This window comes from Streptomyces sp. NPDC096013 (genome assembly GCF_044763565.1).
GTDB lineage: Bacteria > Actinomycetota > Actinomycetes > Streptomycetales > Streptomycetaceae > Streptomyces.
On record NZ_JBIWGK010000007.1, the window covers coordinates 112675 to 128340 of the forward strand.

The following is a 15666-nucleotide window of genomic DNA, read 5'->3' on the forward strand; positions in this document are numbered from 1 at the left end:
CCGCCGGGGTTCACACCACCGGGGCTCCGCTACGACGGTCCCCTTGACCGGGTGACCGGGTGACCGGGTGACCGGGTGACCGGGTGACCGGGTGACCGGGTCTTACGACCGTCCCCGTGACCGGGCCGCCCGTGCGATGGTGACGACCGCCTTCTCCAGCGCGTACTCCGGGTCGTCTCCCCCGCCCTTCACTCCCGCGTCCGCCTCGGCCACCGCGCGCAGCGCGACGGAGACCGCGTCCGGTGTCCAGCCCCGCATCTGCTGCCGCACCCGGTCGATCTTCCACGGCGGCATCCCCAGCTCACGCGCCAGATCCGCCGGCCGCCCCCCGCGCGCGGACGACAGCTTCCCGATCGCCCGTACGCCCTGTGCCAGCGCGCTGGTGATCAGCACCGGCGCGACCCCGGTGGACAGCGACCAGCGCAACGCCTCCAGCGCCTCCGCCGCGCGGCCCTCCACGGCTCGGTCCGCGACCGTGAAGCTCGACGCCTCGGCCCGGCCCGTGTAGTACCGGCCGACGACCGCCTCGTCGATGGTCCCCTCGACGTCGGCGGCCAACTGGGAGACGGCGGACGCCAGTTCCCGCAGATCGCTGCCGATGGAGTCGACGAGCGCCTGGCAGGCCTCCGGCGTGGCCGATCTCCCGGTCGCCCGGAACTCGCCCCGCACGAACGCCAGCCGGTCCGCCGGCTTCGTCATCTTCGGGCAGGCCACCTCCCGCGCCCCCGCCTTGCGCGCGGCGTCGAGCAGCGCCTTGCCCTTCACCCCGCCCGCGTGCAGCAGCACGAGGGTGATCTCCTCGGCGGGCGCGCCGAGATACCCCTTCACGTCCTTGACCGTGTCCGCGGACAGGTCCTGCGCATTGCGTACGACCACGACCTTCCGCTCCGCGAAGAGCGAGGGACTCGTCAACTCGGCGAGCGTGCCGGGCTGCAACTGGTCCGAGGTGAGGTCACGTACATCCGTGTCGGCGTCGGCGGCCCGGGCGGCGGCCACCACCTCCTGCACGGCACGGTCGAGCAGGAGGTCCTCCTGGCCCACGGCAAGAGTCACCGGGGCGAGAGGGTCGTCATTCGCAGTCTTCCTGGCCATTGCGTAAAGCATCGCACGCGGCACTGACAACGGGGGTCGGGTGGCGTGTGGGCCCGGGGGGTGGTCGGGGGTGGGGGCTGGGTTCGCGTGCGGGGGCCCGGGCGCGGGGCCGAGTTCGCGTGCGGGGGTTCGGGCGCGGGGCTGGGTGCGCGTCCGGAGGGGCGGGCTGGGGTGCGGGCGCGAGTGCACCTGCGGGGCCGGGTTCGGGGGCGAGGTGCGGGCCAGAGCGCGCGTGCGGTCGAGGGAGTGCAGTACGGGGCCCGGGCTCGGGTGCGCGCGCCGGGCCGGGGTTGGGCTGGATGCGGAGGGGGCGGGCTCGGGTGCGCGTGCGCGGCCAGGACGGGATCGGGCGCGCGCCGGGCCGGGGCTGGGCTGGATGCGGAGGGGGCGGGCTCGGGTGCGCGTGCGCGGCCAAGGCGGGATCGGGCGCGCGCCGGGCCGGGGCTGGGGCTGGGCTCGGGTACGCGTGCCGAGCCAAGGCCAGGGTTGGGCCGGGTGCGGGGGGGGCGGGCTCGGCTGCGCGTGCGCGGCCAAGGCGGGATCGAAATCGGGCGCGCGTGCCCGGCCAGGGCCGGGGACGGGCTCCGGGTGACCGTGCGGCATCGGGTCGGTTCGGGGGCGAGGCCGACCTCAGAACGGAGGTCCGGCCCTAGAACCGGGGCGAGTCGGCCGTGGAAGGTGTGCGGCTACGACCACGAGACCGCCGCCGCCTCTACGGCTCCTCGCGCCAGCCCTCCCACTCCCCCGCGAAGGCGTCCAGCTCTCCGGGGTCGAGGCGGGCGTGCTCGTCGCGCAGGACCAGGAGCCACTGGGCGTCCTCGGCGTCGTCCTCACCGGCCAGGGCATCCCGTACCAACTGGGGTTCCTCGTCGAGTGGGAACCGCTCGCCGATCACCTCCGCCGCCTCCTGGGCCGCGTCGCGGTCGGGCAGCACCAGCACATGTCTCACATCGCTCACACAGGATATTTTCTACCCCCGCTTCCGCACCTCCGGAACCGACCCCAGCACGATCCCGAACCGCTCCCGGTACGCCCCCAACACTTCGTCGTCCGTGGTCAGTTCACGTACGTCCCGCGTACCCTCCTCGCTGGTCACCGTGAGGGTCCGGCCGGAGAGCGTGATCCTTCCGCCGTCCTCCAGGAGCCGGGAACAGACCAGGGACTGGGTGAAGTGGGAGGCCGGTGACGTGCTGTGCCACCACGCCCCGGCCACGAAATCGGCGAGTTCCCGGGGCCGAAGTTCCAGGCGGTACTGCGGCTTGCCCTCGTGGACGACGTCCAGGTCGGGTCCCACCTCGACCAGCGTGAACGTCCCGCCCGGGTCCGGCTGCCCACCCCGTTCCGCGAACGCCAGCGGGTGGTGGCTGTGCTTGCCGAAACCCACGTCGGCCAGCCACACACTCCCGTCCGCCGTCCCCACCCGCAGCGCGAGATGGTCGTACGGGATGCCGAGCCGCCCCTCGTCCCCGTGCACCCGCGCGGCGAGCGGGGTGACCTCGAAGCCGAGGGCGCCGAGCAACGCCCCGAAGGCGCCGTTGAGTTCGTAGCAGAAACCGCCCCTGCACGCGCCCACCACCTTGTCCACCAGGCGGTTCTCGTCCAGCACGATCTCCTCGCCCAGATGGACCGACAGGTTCTCGAAGGGCACGGCCCGCAGATGGTGGAGTTGCAGCTCACGTAGTGCGTCGGCGGTGGGCGCGGGTGGGCGGGCGAGGCCCAGGCGGTGGAGGTAGGCGTCGACCTGTGCGGGGTTCATGCCCCCAGTCTCACTCCGGGACGGGGGCGGTGCGCGTGCTGCCGGGTGAGATTTGGGCCTACGGTGCAGCGGTCCGGTCGTTGGACCTGAAGGCGCCGTGCCAGTGACCCGCGCCGCCCCACCCGTTCCATCACCCGCGTATCACCCGCAATCCCTCCCCGCTTCCGCCGACCGCCAACGCCCCGTCCTCGTCCGTGCGCAGCACCACCGCGCCCATGGCCCGCAGCGCCGCGACCGTACTCGGGGCGGGGTGACCGTAGACGTTGTGCTCGCCGCAGGAGATCAGCGCGAGCCGCGGGGCCACTCTGCGTATCAGGTCCGGGTCTTGGTAGGCCGAGCCGTGATGGGCGACTTTGAGTACGTCCACGTTGCCCAGCAGCGCGGCTGCCGGTGACCTCAACAGCTGTTGCTGGGCCGGAGGTTCGAGATCCCCGAGCAGCAGCAGCCTTAGCCCGGCCGTCCGTACCAGCAGGGCGATGCTGGCGTCGTTCGGCCCGTCCAGGTCGGGCGCCTGGCGCGGTGAGGGCGGTGGGGGCCACAGCACCTGCCAGGCCAGCGGGCCGGTGCGCCGCTCCTCGCCGGCCACGGCCCGGGTGATCGGGATGTGCCGTTCCGCCGCCGCCCTCCGCACGAACTCGACCTGGTCCGCGGGCTCTTCGAACGACGTCGTCTCGATCGCGCCCACCGAACGGCCCCGCAACACCCCGGGCAGCCCCGCCACGTGGTCGGCGTGGAAGTGGGTCAGCACGACGAGCGGGATTCTGGTGATACCGAGCGTGCGCAGACACTGGTCGACCGGCTTCGGATCGGGACCGGCGTCCACGACCACGCCAGTGCCCTTGCCGACCGCGAGCACCGTCGCGTCCCCCTGCCCGACATCACACATCGCGAACCGCCAACCCGGCGGCGGCCACCCCGTGATCACCCGGGTCAACGGCGCCGGTGCCACCACGATCAGCAGCAGTACGAACCCGCACACCCCGCACAGCCAGGGGTACTTCAACAGCCGCCGCCCGACCAGCACAAGGGCCGCGACCACGACGGCGAGAAGCAGCGCCCCGGTCCAACTCCCCGGCCAGTCCACTCCCCCACCGGGCAGCGCCGCGCCGGTCCGGGCGACGTCCGCGATCCACCCCGTGGGCCAACTCGCGCCCCACGCGAGCACCTTGGCCACCGGCATCGCCACCGGCGCCACCGCCAGCGCGGCGAAACCCAACACCGTGGCCGGCGCGACCGCGATCTCCGCGAGCAGATTGCACGGCACCGCCACCAGACTGACCCGCGCCGACAACACGGCCACGACCGGCGCGCACAACGCCTGCGCGGCAGCGGCTGCGGCCAGCGCCTCGGCCAACCGCGGCGGAACCCGGTGCCGCCGCAGCGTCTCGCTCCAGCGCGGCGCGAGCGTGAGCAACGCGCCGGTCGCCAGCACAGAGAGCAGGAAGCCATAACTCCGGGCCAGCCACGGGTCGTAGAGCACCAGCAGCAGGACGGCCGTCGCCAGGGCCGGGATCAGTGATCTGCGGCGCCCGGTCGCGAGGGCGAGCAGCGCTACGGCTCCGCAGGCCGCGGCCCGCAGCACGCTCGGGTCGGGACGGCACACGACGACGAAGCCGAGCGTGAGCACCCCGCCGAGCAGTGCCGTCGCCCGGAGGGAGATGCCCAGACGCGGTGCCAGACCCCGGCGTTCGATGTGCTGGGCGAGGCCGGGCGGGCCGATGAGGAGAGCGAGCAAGATGGTCAGGTTGCTTCCGGACACGGCGAGGGTGTGCGCGAGGTCCGTCTCCTTGAAGGCCTCGTCCAACTCGGGTGTGATCCGCGCGGTGTCCCCGACGACCAGCCCCGGCAGCAACGCCCGCGCGTCGCCCGGCAATCCGTCGGTGGCCTCACGCAGCCCTGCCCGCAACCGCCCCGCGAACCGCTGCGCCCCGGATGGCTCCTCCACCACCTCCGGCACCGGTTGGTTCCGCACCCGCAGCACCGCCGCGACCCGGTCCCCGCTCGTCAGTGAGGGTGCCAACCTCGCGGTCACCTTGACTCGCGTGGAGGGAAGCAGCCCGAGCCAAGGTGAACGCTCCGGCCCGCCATGCGAATCCCCTTTCGCGCCCCCTCTCTTGGTGGACGAGCCCGGGTCGACGATCAACAGCACCGGTGCCCGTGTCTCCACGACCGTCCCGTCCATCTCCTCGACCCGCCGCACCTCGGCGTCGACCAGCACGGAGACCGGAGCCGCGTGATCCCCACTGATCCGGGGCCGGGTCAGCCGTGGATCGGAACCGACCTCCACCTCCGCGGTCACGGTCGCGTACTCCCGTGCCAACTCGGGTACCGGCCCGCGCCGCAGATCCGCCCCGTGCAGCCCGGCAGAGGCCGCGGCCGCGGCGATGGAGAGAAGCAGCGCGGCGATCGAGACACGGGGCCACGTGGCGTGCCTCCATGTCGGCTGGCGCGGTGTGGACTGTGGCCGTGTGGACTGTGGACGGGTGGGCTGCCGCCGTGTGGTCCGTTGCCGTGTCATCAGTAGCACGAGCGCCACCGCCACAGCCGCGAGTGCTACTCCCGTGACCCACGCCGGTGACGCGTCGAGTGCGAGTGCCGCGGTAGCCCAGGCCGCGAGTGCAGGTGGTACGAGTCGTAGGTCTGTCGGTCCTTCCCGGTGGGGGTGGGGGGTACCCAGCTGGTTGCCGGAGGTGGCGTGCACGGTCCGGTGGGGAGGTGCGGGGATGTCGTCCCGCGCCGTGCGACGAGGGGGCATGGGCTCGGGCCCGGGCGGAACGTCCTGGACGTGGGTCATGGCTGGACCAGATCCCGCAGGTCGGCGAAGCGGCGGTCGCCGATGCCGTTGACCTGACGCAGTTCGTCCACCGTGCGGAAACCGCCGTGCTGGGTGCGGTAGTCGATGATGTGCTGCGCCAGCACCGGGCCTACGCCGGGCAGGGTGTTGAGCTGGTCCGCGGTGCCCGTGTTGAGGGAGACCGGGGCCGTCGGAACTGCTCCCGCGGCGGAACCGGCGACTCCTGCGGTGTTCGCGCCGCCCACACCCGGCGCTGCCGCGGGGGCCGGAGCGCCGACGACGATCTGCTCCCCGTCCACGAGGAACCGAGCACGGTTGAGCCCCTCCGTGTTCGTCCCCGGACGCACCCCACCCGCCACCCGCAGGGCGTCGGTCACCCGCGAACCGGCCGGAAGCCGATGCACCCCGGGCTCCCGGACCTTGCCGCTGACATCCACGACGATCTCGGCACCGGCGGCACCGGTGGCATCGGCCCCACTCGCAGGGCGCGCTCCGACCGACGAGGCACGCGCTCCGGCCCCTTTGCCCGCAGCCCCGCCCTCGCTCCCACCCCCGTCTCCAAAGGGAGCCGCCGCGCGGACAACCTCCGGTGCGCGAACGGGTTGAGTCCGGCCCACCCAGAAGTGCTGCACGGCGAAGACCCCGGCCACCAGCAGCAGAACACCGAGCGCGATCACGTTCCGCCGCTCCAGCCCACACCGCGTCTGCACCCACACCGGCATCCGCTCCCGCAGAGCCGCCCCGACCCGCTCCCGCCAAGCCCCCGACGCCCGGTCCCGCCGGGTACCCGCCTCACCGGCACGGCTGAAATCTCCGGGGTCCGCCAAGCCCCCAGCATCTGCGGCCACTTCAGCCGCGTCGGCGCCCAAGAACCCATCGGGTTCAGGAGCAACACCCGCCGGCGCCCCCACAAGGACCGCCCGCTCCCGCTCTCCCTTCAACTGCCTTGCCGACGACTCGATCTCCGGCTCCGACTCGGGCCCACGCCCCGACCCCGGCTCCGCCTCCGACTTCGGCTCCGCCTCCGGAACAGCCCACGGCCCAGCATCAACAGGCGCCGGAAAACCAAGCCCCGCCGCCCTCACCACGGGCAGAACCGCATGCGCCCTTGCCTCAGTCGCCGGGGGAACCGCATGCCCCCTCGCCTCACTCACCGGCAGAACCGCACGCCCCGTCGCCTCAGTCACCGGCGAAACAGAAGACCCCGCCCCCTCCTCAACCGACGAACCAGGGCCCGCGCACCCACCTCCGCCGCCACCCGCACCGACATCCCCGCCACCACCCGGCGGCCCACTCCCCAACTCCCCCCGCTCCCCGGCCCGTTCGCCAAAGAGCAGTTCCGCCCGCCGCCGAAGCTCGTCCGCCGAAGCCTGACGATGTGCCCGCCCCCGCGTCGCCGGTCGGCGATACCGGGTCCGGCCGTCGGAGAAGGGAGCGCGGCCCGGGCCGCTGGTCGCAGTCGCTGTGTGTGAGCGTGATCGAAGTGCCATGTGCCGAGCATCGGACATCCCGCGACTTCGCGATGATCTTGGTCAATTCCCGGGGACGACAGCCCAGTTGTGGATAACTCCGTCACCCATACGGGCGTCCCCACACAAGGCACCGGCCAGGACACCTGGCCTCGCACACCCCGCCAAGGAACATCGCCCCCGGCACTCCCCGTCACCGAGCCGAAACCACAGCCCCCAACAACCCAGGCCCGGTATGCGCCCCGATCACCGCCCCGACCTCACTGACATGCAGATCCGCCAGCCCCGGCACCCGCCCCCGCAAGCGATCCGCGAGCGCCGACGCCCGCTCGGGCGCGGAGAGATGGTGGACGGCGATGTCGACCTGTGCGCTGCCCGCCCGGTCCGCCGCGAGTTCTTCGAGCCGGGCGATCGCCTTCGACGCCGTCCGTACCTTCTCCAGGAGTTCGATGCGCCCGCCCTCCAGCTGGAGCAGCGGCTTCACGGCGAGCGCGGAGCCGAGCAGCGCCTGGGCCGCGCCGATACGGCCGCCCCGGCGCAAATAGTCGAGGGTGTCGACGTAGAAGTAGGCGGACGTACCGGCGGCCCGCTTCTCCGCGGCCGTCACCGCCTCGTCCACCGTGCCGCCGGCCTCCGCCGTCTCGGCCGCGGCGAGGGCGCAGAAGCCGAGGGCCATCGCGACCATCCCGGTGTCCACGACCCGCACCGGCACCGGTGCCTCACGCGCGGCGACGACGGCAGCGTCGTAGGTGCCGGAGAGTTCGGCGGAGAGGTGGAGGGAGACGATGCCGGTGGCGCCGGACTCGGCGACCTTGCGGTAGGTCTCCGCGAAGAGCTGGGGGCTGGGGCGCGAGGTGGTGACCGAGCGTCGCTTCTGGAGGGCCTGGGCCAGGGAGCGGGTGGAGATCTCGGTGCCCTCTTCGAGCGCCCGGTCGCCGAGGACCACGGTCAGCGGCACCGCTGTGATGCCGTGGCGCTCCATCGTCAGCGGCGGCAGGTAGGCCGTTGAATCGGTGACGATCGCGACATGGCGGGACATGAGCTGGAGGTTACCTGCCGTAGCGGCCGGACGGCAGCCCGACCCCTTTCACCTGGGCCGGAACCGGCCGGATCCTTACACATCGCCCACACGCTCGGTACCGCGCGATCAAGTCGTGCTCTCCGGGCGGGGTTTCTTCTGCCACGGGTAGCTGGGGCGCCGTCCCGGCGGGGTGATGGCGGACGGGGCCGGCTCCTCGGGAGCGGGGCGGGAGCGCGGGGGCTCCGGCCAGGTCTGCCGGGTGGTGGTGGCGTCGGCGGCCGGGGCGTCGGGCCACGGAGGCGGCGTGTGGTCCGCCTTCGTCCAGTGCCGCAGGGCGCCGGCCTCCATGTCTATCTGGGCGCTGAGCGAGTCCAGGTCGTCCTCCGCGAAGCGGCCGGCGCGGTCGCGGGCGGCCCAGCGCAGTGAGTCCGCCGACTTCGTGATGCGCTCGGTGCGCTCGCGCAGGGCGGGCAGTCGCTCGGCGAGGGTCTTGCGGTCGGGCTCGGACTCCAAGCGCCGCAGCTCGCCGTCGAGTTCGCGGCCGTGCGCGCTGAGCCGCTCGAAGAGGCCGAGGGACTCCTTGAGGGATTCGTCCTCGGTCACGCCCGCGTGCAGCGCGTCCTGGGTCGCGCGCATCGATGTCCGCAGGGCGAGGCGCAGTTGGGCCACCTGCCCCTGCGGGCCGGGCTGGGCGAAGGACTTGGCGCGCAGGGTGTGGTCCTCGACCGAGCGCCGGGCCTGCGCGACCGTGCGGTCGACGCCGCGCTTGGCCGCGCCGATCGCCTTCACCGCGGCATAGCTGCCGAGCACCACGAACAGCAGGAAGAGAAGGGCGAAGACTGTGATCACGGCTTCCAACGCTCCTCCACCGGCTCCGGACGGCACACACCGCGCCGCTCTTCCAAGGTAAACGCAACGGGCAGGTCCCGAGTTCCACAGGAACCCCGAACCTGCCCGTAGGGGACTACCCCGAGCCAACCGCCCGGCCACGGCGAAAAGCAACTCCTAAGGCCCTCGCCCCGACCTCGCTGAAGGCCCGCGCGGAACTACGCGGAACTACCGGACCACGGACCTACGCCGGAACGATGTTCACCAGCTTCGGCGCCCGCACGATGACCTTGCGGATGCCCGCGCCCTCCAGCGCGGCGACGACCTTCTCGTCGGCCAGCGCGACCTTCTCCAGCTCGGCGTCGGAGATCGTCGGGGAGACCTCCAGGCGCGCCTTGACCTTGCCCTTGATCTGCACGACGCAGGTCACGCTCTCGTCCACGACGTACGCCGGGTCGGCGACCGGGAAGTCCTGGTGGACCACCGTGTCGGTGTGGCCCAGCTTGCGCCACAGTTCCTCGGCGATGTGCGGGGCCAGCGGCGCGATCAGCAGCACCAGCGACTCGGCGACCGGGCGCGGCAGGGCGCCGCCCGCCTTGGTCAGCTGGTTGTTCAGCTCGGTGATCTTGGCGATGGCCGTGTTGAAGCGCAGGCCCGCCAGGTCCTGGCGCACCCCGTCGATCGCCTTGTGCAGGGCACGCAGCGTGTCCTCGTCGGGCTCGGTGTCGACGACCGTGACCTCGCCGGTCGTCTCGTCGACGATGTTGCGCCACAGCCGCTGCAGCAGCCGGTACTGGCCCACCACCGCGCGCGTGTCCCACGGCCGGGAGACGTCCAGGGGACCCATGGCCATCTCGTACAGGCGCAGGGTGTCGGCGCCGTACTCGTCGCAGATCTCGTCCGGAGTGACCGCGTTCTTCAGGGACTTGCCCATCTTGCCCAGCAGCCGGGAGACCTTCTCGCCCTGGTAGTAGTAGGCACCGTCGCGCTCCTCCACCTCGGCGGCCGGCACCGGGAAGCCGCGGCTGTCGCGGTAGACGTAGGCCTGGATCATGCCCTGGTTGAACAGCTTGTGGAACGGCTCGGGGGACGAGATGTGCCCCAGGTCGAACAGCACCTTGGACCAGAAGCGGGCGTACAGCAGGTGCAGTACGGCGTGCTCGGCGCCGCCGACGTACAGGTCGACGCCGCCGTGCGGCATGCCCGCGCGGGGGCCCATCCAGTACTGCTCGATGGCGGGGTCGACCAGCTGCTGGTCGTTGTGCGGGTCCAGGTAGCGCAGTTCGTACCAGCAGGAACCGGCCCAGTTCGGCATGGTGTTGGTCTCGCGGCGGTACTTCCGGGGGCCGCGGCCGTCGCCCAGGTCCAGGGTGACGGCGACCCAGTCCTCGTTGCGGGACAGGGGCGTCTCCGGGGACGTGTTGGCGTCGTCCGGGTCGAAGGTGCGCGGCGAGTAGTCCTCGACCTCCGGCAGCTCCAGGGGCAGCATCGACTCGGGCAGCGGGTGCGCGACGCCGTCCTCGTCGTAGACGATCGGGAAGGGCTCGCCCCAGTAGCGCTGGCGGCTGAACAGCCAGTCGCGCAGGCGGAAGTTGACGGTTCCCTCGCCGATGCCCTTGCGGGCCAGCCACTCCGTGATGCGGGCCTTGGCCTCGGCGACGGGCAGGCCGTCCAGGGAGATGTCGTCGTTCGAGGAGTTGATGATCTTCGCGTCGTACGACGCGAAAGCGTCCTCCCAGGTGGACGTGTCCGTGCCGCGGCCGTCGGTCGGCTCCACGATGCAGGTGATCGGCAGCTCGAAGGCGCGCGCGAAGTCGAAGTCGCGCTGGTCGCCCGCCGGGACGGCCATGATCGCGCCGGTGCCGTAGCCCATCAGCACGTAGTCGGCGATGAAGACCGGGATGCGCTCGCCGTTGACCGGGTTGGTCGCGAACGCGCCGGTGAAGACGCCGGTCTTCTCCTTGGCCTCGGCCTGCCGCTCCACGTCGGACTTGGTGCCGGCCTGCGCGCGGTACGCGGCGACGGCCTCCGCCGGGGTGGCGTGACCGCCGGTCCACGCGTCACGCGTGCCCTCGGGCCAGGCGGCCGGGGTGAACTTGTCGACCAGGGGGTGCTCGGGCGCCAGCACCATGTAGGTCGCGCCGAACAGGGTGTCGGGGCGGGTGGTGAAGACGGTGATGGTCTCGCCGTCGACGGGGAAGTCGACGCGGGCGCCCTCGGAGCGGCCGATCCAGTTGCGCTGCTGCAGCTTGATGGCCTCGGGCCAGTCCAGCTCCTCCAGGTCCGCCAGCAGCCGGTCGGCGTAGGCGGTGATGCGCATGTTCCACTGGCGCAGCTTGGCCTTGAAGACGGGGAAGTTGCCGCGCTCGGAGCGGCCGTCGGCGGTGACCTCCTCGTTGGCCAGCACGGTGCCCAGCCCGGGGCACCAGTTGACGGGCGCGTCGGAGGCGTACGCCAGGCGGAACTCGCCCAGGACGTCGGCACGTTCGGTGGCGTTCAGCTCGGCCCACGCGCGCGTGTGGCCCGGTACGGCACGCTCACCGGTCTCGAACTGGGCGACCAGCTCGGCGATCGGGCGGGCCTTGTCGGCCTCGTCGTCGTACCAGGAGTTGAAGATCTGCAGGAAGATCCACTGGGTCCACTTGTAGTACTCGGGGTCGATCGTGGCGAAGGACCGGCGCTTGTCGTGGCCCAGGCCCAGCGCGCGCAGCTGGGACTTCATGTTGGTGATGGCGGCCAGGGTGGTGATCCTGGGATGCTCGCCGGTCTGGACGGCGTGCTGTTCGGCGGGCAGGCCGAAGGCGTCGAAGCCCAGGGTGTGCAGCACGTTGTGGCCGGTCATCCGCTGGTACCGGGCGAACACGTCGGTGGCGATGTAGCCCAGGGGGTGGCCGACGTGCAGGCCCGCACCGGAGGGGTACGGGAACATGTCCATGATGAACTTCTTGGGGCGGGCGACCAGTTCGGGGTCGCCGGCCAGGTCACCGCTCGGGTTCGGTGCCTCGTAGGTGCCCTCGGCATCCCAGAAGTCCTGCCAGCGTGCCTCGATGTCCGCGGCCATGGCGGCCGTGTAGCGGTGCGGCGCGACCACTTCGGCGGCGGCAGCGGGGTTCGTCTCGCTCATGATCCTCAAGGCTCCATCGATCGTCTCTGCCAGCGGCTGCGACATTCAGGCTGTGACATTCACCAAATGAAAAATCCCCTCGCACAGGAGGGGACGCCGCGCCGATTCCGACCTCACCGTTCGCCGGTGGTCGGGACTGATCAGCGCGGCTCGCTAAGCAGAAGGCGTACAGCACGCATGGCGTCAGAGTACCGCAGCCCTTGAGCACAACGCGACGCGCTTCCGTATCACCCTTGGCACCCTGACCACACCGACCCGGACTGAACGAAGTTCAAGGACTACCTTCGCGTACCACCCCCTACGGGACATCACAGCAAGCGCATTGTCGTTTGATAACAACGCAATAACTCAAACCTCGTACCCACCGGTATGGAGCCACTTAGAGTTCGGCAGCGGGACCGCTTTCCCGATACTGCTCGGAGTTGCCCCCATGAACCCTCGTCGTAGTACCAGTTCGCTCCCCAAGCCGGGCCGTTCGGCCTATGGCGTGGTGAGCCTTGTCGTCCTGATCTTCATACCCGTGTTCGTGCTGCTCGGAGGCAGCCGGGTACAGGACTTCCTCAACTTCGGTGCGGGCGTCCTCTCGCTCGTCTCGCTCACCTGCTCCGTGATCTGGGGGCTGGTCGCCCAGGACCGGGTCATCCTCAACATCCGCCAGCGGATCGTGGCCCAGGGCATCCACCGGGTGACCGCCGTCGGCTCGATCGCCTTCCTGGTGATCCACATCACGGTCAAGCTGGCACTCGACCACACCGTCCTGATCGCCGCGCTGATCCCCTTCAGCCTCGGCGTGAAGGGCAGCGCCGGGCTCATCGGCCTCGGTTCCCTGGCCGGCCTGCTCATGATCTTCGTGGGCATCACCGGCGCCCTGCGCAACCAGTTCGCGTCCCCCGCGCCCATCGCCGCCCGCTGGCGCGCGATGCACATGCTGGCCTACCCGGCCTGGTGCGCCGCGCTGGTCCACGGCCTGTTCGCGGGCCGCGCGGCGAAGCCGTTCTTCATGATCTCGTACGAGCTGTGCCTGGTCGGGGTCGCCGCCGCCCTCGCCCTGCGCTCGGCCCCCCGCCCGTTCAAGCGGAAGTTCGCCGACAGGGTCGCCCGGCTCCTGGGCAACGAGGAGCGTCCCGGCCTGGACGAGCTCGACGCGAGCCGGGGCCGCGTGGGCGAGTCCACGCTGCCGGGCTTCGAGAGCCGGCGTCCGGCCGAGGGCCGACGGGCCGCGCGGCAGTCCTCGTTCACCGACACCGGGTCGGTCCCGCGCGTGGACCCCGCCACGTACGAGACGAGGTCCATGACCCCGGAGCCCGCCCAGAACGACTTCGCGGCCGCCTACCGCACCGCCACGCCGGAGTCCACCGGCCAGATGCCGTACATCACCGACCAGACAGCGCGCATGAACGTGCCGATGGACATGCAGAACACCCAGGCCGTCCCGCGCATGGAGAGCGGCGGCAGCACCTCCGGCAGCTGGCCGATCCCGACGCCGCCGCCGGTCGGCGAGGCGCCCCCGTCGGCGTACGACCCGCTCCAGGACACCGGGTACAACATCCCGACGTACAACAACAATTCGGGCACGGGCGGCTATGGGGAGGGATACGCGTACCCCACCGGTGAGTCGAACGGCACCTCCGGTACGTACAACCCCAATGACACGTACAACAGCGGTCCCGCCACTGATCAAACGCCCAACGCTTCGTACGACTTCGACGCGCAGGGCGGCTCGGGCGAACCTTGGAACACGCCTTCCGGAGGCTATAGGTGAACGAGGCCCTGCCCGACGTCCCAGAAGTCCGCGTCGTCGGGCTTCCGCAGCTCACGTCGGGCTTCGACCTTGTCGAGCGACTCGACCTGCCCATGCACCTGAAGGTGCACGGGCCGCTCGAACCGATGGGCGGGGAGCAGCTCGCGAAGCTCTCCGAGGCCATCAACCTGAAGGGCCGCGGCGGCGCGGGCTTCCCCTTCCACAAGAAGCTGCGTTCGGTCGCCGAGGCGGCGATCAAACGCGGCGTACGACCGGTCGTCGTCGTCAACGGCAGTGAGGACGAACCGGCCTGCCGCAAGGACACGGTGCTCATCAACCGTGCCCCTCACCTCATCCTGGACGGTGCCCTCCTGGTCGCCGAGGCCCTGGGGGCCCGCACGCTCGTGGTGGGGGTCACCAGGGAGTCGACGCAGCGCTCCATGGAGGCGGCACTCTCCGAGCGCGGCCTGAGCAACACCCGCCGTTCGGCACTGAAGGCGTTCGTCCAGCGCAACCCGGTCCGCATGGTCACCGGTGCCGCCGCGTCACTGATCCGCTCGATCGACGGCGGCCCGGCGATCCCGCCCGGCCGCAAGGTCAGCGCCTCCCAGAACGGCGTCGGCGGCGCCCCCACCCTGCTGTCGAACGCCGAGACGTTCGCCCAACTCGCCATCGCCGCCCGCATCGGCCCCGAGCGCTACGGCAACACCGGCCTCTACGACGAGCCCGGCACCGTCATGCTCACGGTCTCCGGGGCGGTCGCGCGCCCCATGGTGATCGAGGTCCCCACCGGCGTTCCGTTGCGCTACGTCCTGCAGTTGGCCGGCGCCCCGCCAGTCCCCCAGGGTGTGCTGACGGGCGGTTACCACGGCAAGTGGATCGACGCGGCGACGGTCAACGAGGCGATCGTCTCCCGCAACTCACTGGACGCGGTGGGCGGTGCGCTCGGCGCGGGCGCCATCATGCCGATCACCCAGGAGACCTGCCCGCTGGGCGAGTCACTGCGCGTGGCCCAGTGGCTGGCCGACGAGAGCGCGGGACAGTGCGGTCCCTGCTACCTCGGTCTGCCCGCCGCCGCGCGCGGCATGGAGGACATCCTCAACGGCGGCGGCCCGGCCGCCCTGGAGGCGCTCAAGCAGGTCGCCAAGGCCGTGAAGCGGCGCGGCGCGTGCTCGCACCCGGACGGCTCCGCGATGTTCCTGGAGTCGACCATCAAGGCGTTCACGGACGACCTCGCCGCCCACGTCCTCGGGAACGGCTGCGGAAGGCCCGTGGAGGGCGTTCTGCCGCTCTTCGAGGGCGGCCAGCTCCCGGCGGGCATCACGAGCGGCGCGGAGGCCGAGGAGAGCGGTCCCAGCCGTCAGAAGATCTACGTCGACTGGACGCTGTGCCGGGGCCACGGTCTGTGCGCGGACATCCTCCCGGAGGTCTTCGAACTCGGCGCGGACGGCTTCCCCACCGTCGCGCAGGCCCAGGTGCCTCGGTACGCCGAGGCGAAGGCGCTCCGCGCGGTGCGCCGTTGCCCCGCGCTCGCCCTGCGTCTGGAGGAGGAGTCTCCCCGGGACAAGACCCCGTCCCGGAACCTGCCGGTCCTCTCCCAGGGCCGCGGCCGGCGGGCCCTGGGCCGCTGAGCGCACGGACGGCGACGCCGCCTCTTCTTGAGAAGGGGCGGCCCACCGGCCCCTGACCGGCGCCAACTCCCCCTGAACACACCGAAGGCGGATCATCCCGAGGGATGATCCGCCTTCGACTTCTGTGGAGCTAAGGAGAATTGAACTCCTGACCTCCTGCATGCCATGCAGGCGCTCTACCAACTGAGCTATAGCCCCTTGCGATGTCCT

10 protein-coding genes and 1 tRNA gene are annotated in these 15666 nt (G+C 71.5%); 2 read left to right on the forward strand and 9 right to left on the reverse strand.

Annotated features, from left to right (window positions below; all coding sequences use genetic code 11):
* Window positions 1-102: 102 nt before the first annotated feature.
* The 8 genes from holA to leuS all read right to left on the reverse strand — a co-directional run bounded on the left by holA (window position 103) and on the right by leuS (window position 12084).
* Window positions 103-1092, reverse strand: a complete 990-nt coding sequence (holA, locus tag ACIRB1_RS24050) for a DNA polymerase III subunit delta (RefSeq protein ID WP_352182654.1) — start codon at window positions 1090-1092, stop codon at window positions 103-105.
* Window positions 1093-1804: 712 nt separating this feature from the next.
* Window positions 1805-2050, reverse strand: coding sequence for a hypothetical protein (locus ACIRB1_RS24055; RefSeq protein ID WP_352182653.1), 246 nt, complete (start codon window positions 2048-2050; stop codon window positions 1805-1807).
* A 12-nt stretch (window positions 2051-2062) separates the two neighbouring features.
* On the reverse strand, window positions 2063-2848 hold the full coding sequence (locus tag ACIRB1_RS24060) for an arylamine N-acetyltransferase (protein ID WP_403466914.1): 786 nt from the start codon (window positions 2846-2848) through the stop codon (window positions 2063-2065).
* Window positions 2849-2978: 130 nt separating this feature from the next.
* Window positions 2979-5603 carry a ComEC/Rec2 family competence protein gene (locus ACIRB1_RS24065; RefSeq protein ID WP_352182745.1) on the reverse strand — a complete coding sequence of 875 codons (2625 nt, stop codon included), beginning with the start codon at window positions 5601-5603 and terminating at the stop codon, window positions 2979-2981.
* 35 nt (window positions 5604-5638) lie between these two features.
* Window positions 5639-6511, reverse strand: a complete 873-nt coding sequence (locus ACIRB1_RS24070; protein WP_403466915.1) for a helix-hairpin-helix domain-containing protein — start codon at window positions 6509-6511, stop codon at window positions 5639-5641.
* A gap of 793 nt (window positions 6512-7304) precedes the next feature.
* Window positions 7305-8150, reverse strand: a complete 846-nt coding sequence (locus ACIRB1_RS24075; protein WP_352182608.1) for a DegV family protein — start codon at window positions 8148-8150, stop codon at window positions 7305-7307.
* A 108-nt stretch (window positions 8151-8258) separates the two neighbouring features.
* A complete protein-coding gene (locus ACIRB1_RS24080; protein WP_352182607.1) occupies window positions 8259-8990 on the reverse strand; it encodes a hypothetical protein in 732 nt (243 codons plus the stop codon).
* A 214-nt stretch (window positions 8991-9204) separates the two neighbouring features.
* Window positions 9205-12084 (reverse strand): leucine--tRNA ligase, encoded by a 2880-nt coding sequence (gene leuS / locus ACIRB1_RS24085; protein WP_352182606.1) that lies wholly within the window; start codon window positions 12082-12084, stop codon window positions 9205-9207.
* Window positions 12085-12514: 430 nt separating this feature from the next.
* On the opposite strand from leuS, the gene ACIRB1_RS24090 reads away from it, so the two are divergent.
* Window positions 12515-13846, forward strand: a complete 1332-nt coding sequence (locus tag ACIRB1_RS24090) for a cytochrome b/b6 domain-containing protein (RefSeq protein ID WP_352182605.1) — start codon at window positions 12515-12517, stop codon at window positions 13844-13846.
* Window positions 13843-15456 carry an NADH-ubiquinone oxidoreductase-F iron-sulfur binding region domain-containing protein gene (locus tag ACIRB1_RS24095; RefSeq protein ID WP_352182604.1) on the forward strand — a complete coding sequence of 538 codons (1614 nt, stop codon included), beginning with the start codon at window positions 13843-13845 and terminating at the stop codon, window positions 15454-15456. Before ACIRB1_RS24090 ends, ACIRB1_RS24095 begins: the two co-directional genes overlap by 4 nt.
* Before the next feature lie 125 nt (window positions 15457-15581).
* Here ACIRB1_RS24095 and ACIRB1_RS24100 read toward each other — a convergent pair.
* Window positions 15582-15654: transfer RNA gene (locus ACIRB1_RS24100), tRNA-Ala, on the reverse strand.
* Window positions 15655-15666 lie beyond the last annotated feature (12 nt).

What these genes read in the sequence shown, in the direction of transcription:
- ACIRB1_RS24060 (WP_403466914.1), bottom strand. Translation starts at nt 2,848, where the DNA reads ATGAACCCCGCACAGGTCGACGCCTACCTCCACCGCCTGGGCCTCGCC.
- ACIRB1_RS24075 (WP_352182608.1), bottom strand. Translation starts at nt 8,150, where the DNA reads ATGTCCCGCCATGTCGCGATCGTCACCGATTCAACGGCCTACCTGCCG.
- ACIRB1_RS24065 (WP_352182745.1), bottom strand. Translation starts at nt 5,603, where the DNA reads ATGCCCCCTCGTCGCACGGCGCGGGACGACATCCCCGCACCTCCCCAC.
- leuS (WP_352182606.1), bottom strand. Translation starts at nt 12,084, where the DNA reads ATGAGCGAGACGAACCCCGCTGCCGCCGCCGAAGTGGTCGCGCCGCAC.
- holA (WP_352182654.1), bottom strand. Translation starts at nt 1,092, where the DNA reads ATGGCCAGGAAGACTGCGAATGACGACCCTCTCGCCCCGGTGACTCTT.
- ACIRB1_RS24090 (WP_352182605.1), top strand. Translation starts at nt 12,515, where the DNA reads ATGAACCCTCGTCGTAGTACCAGTTCGCTCCCCAAGCCGGGCCGTTCG.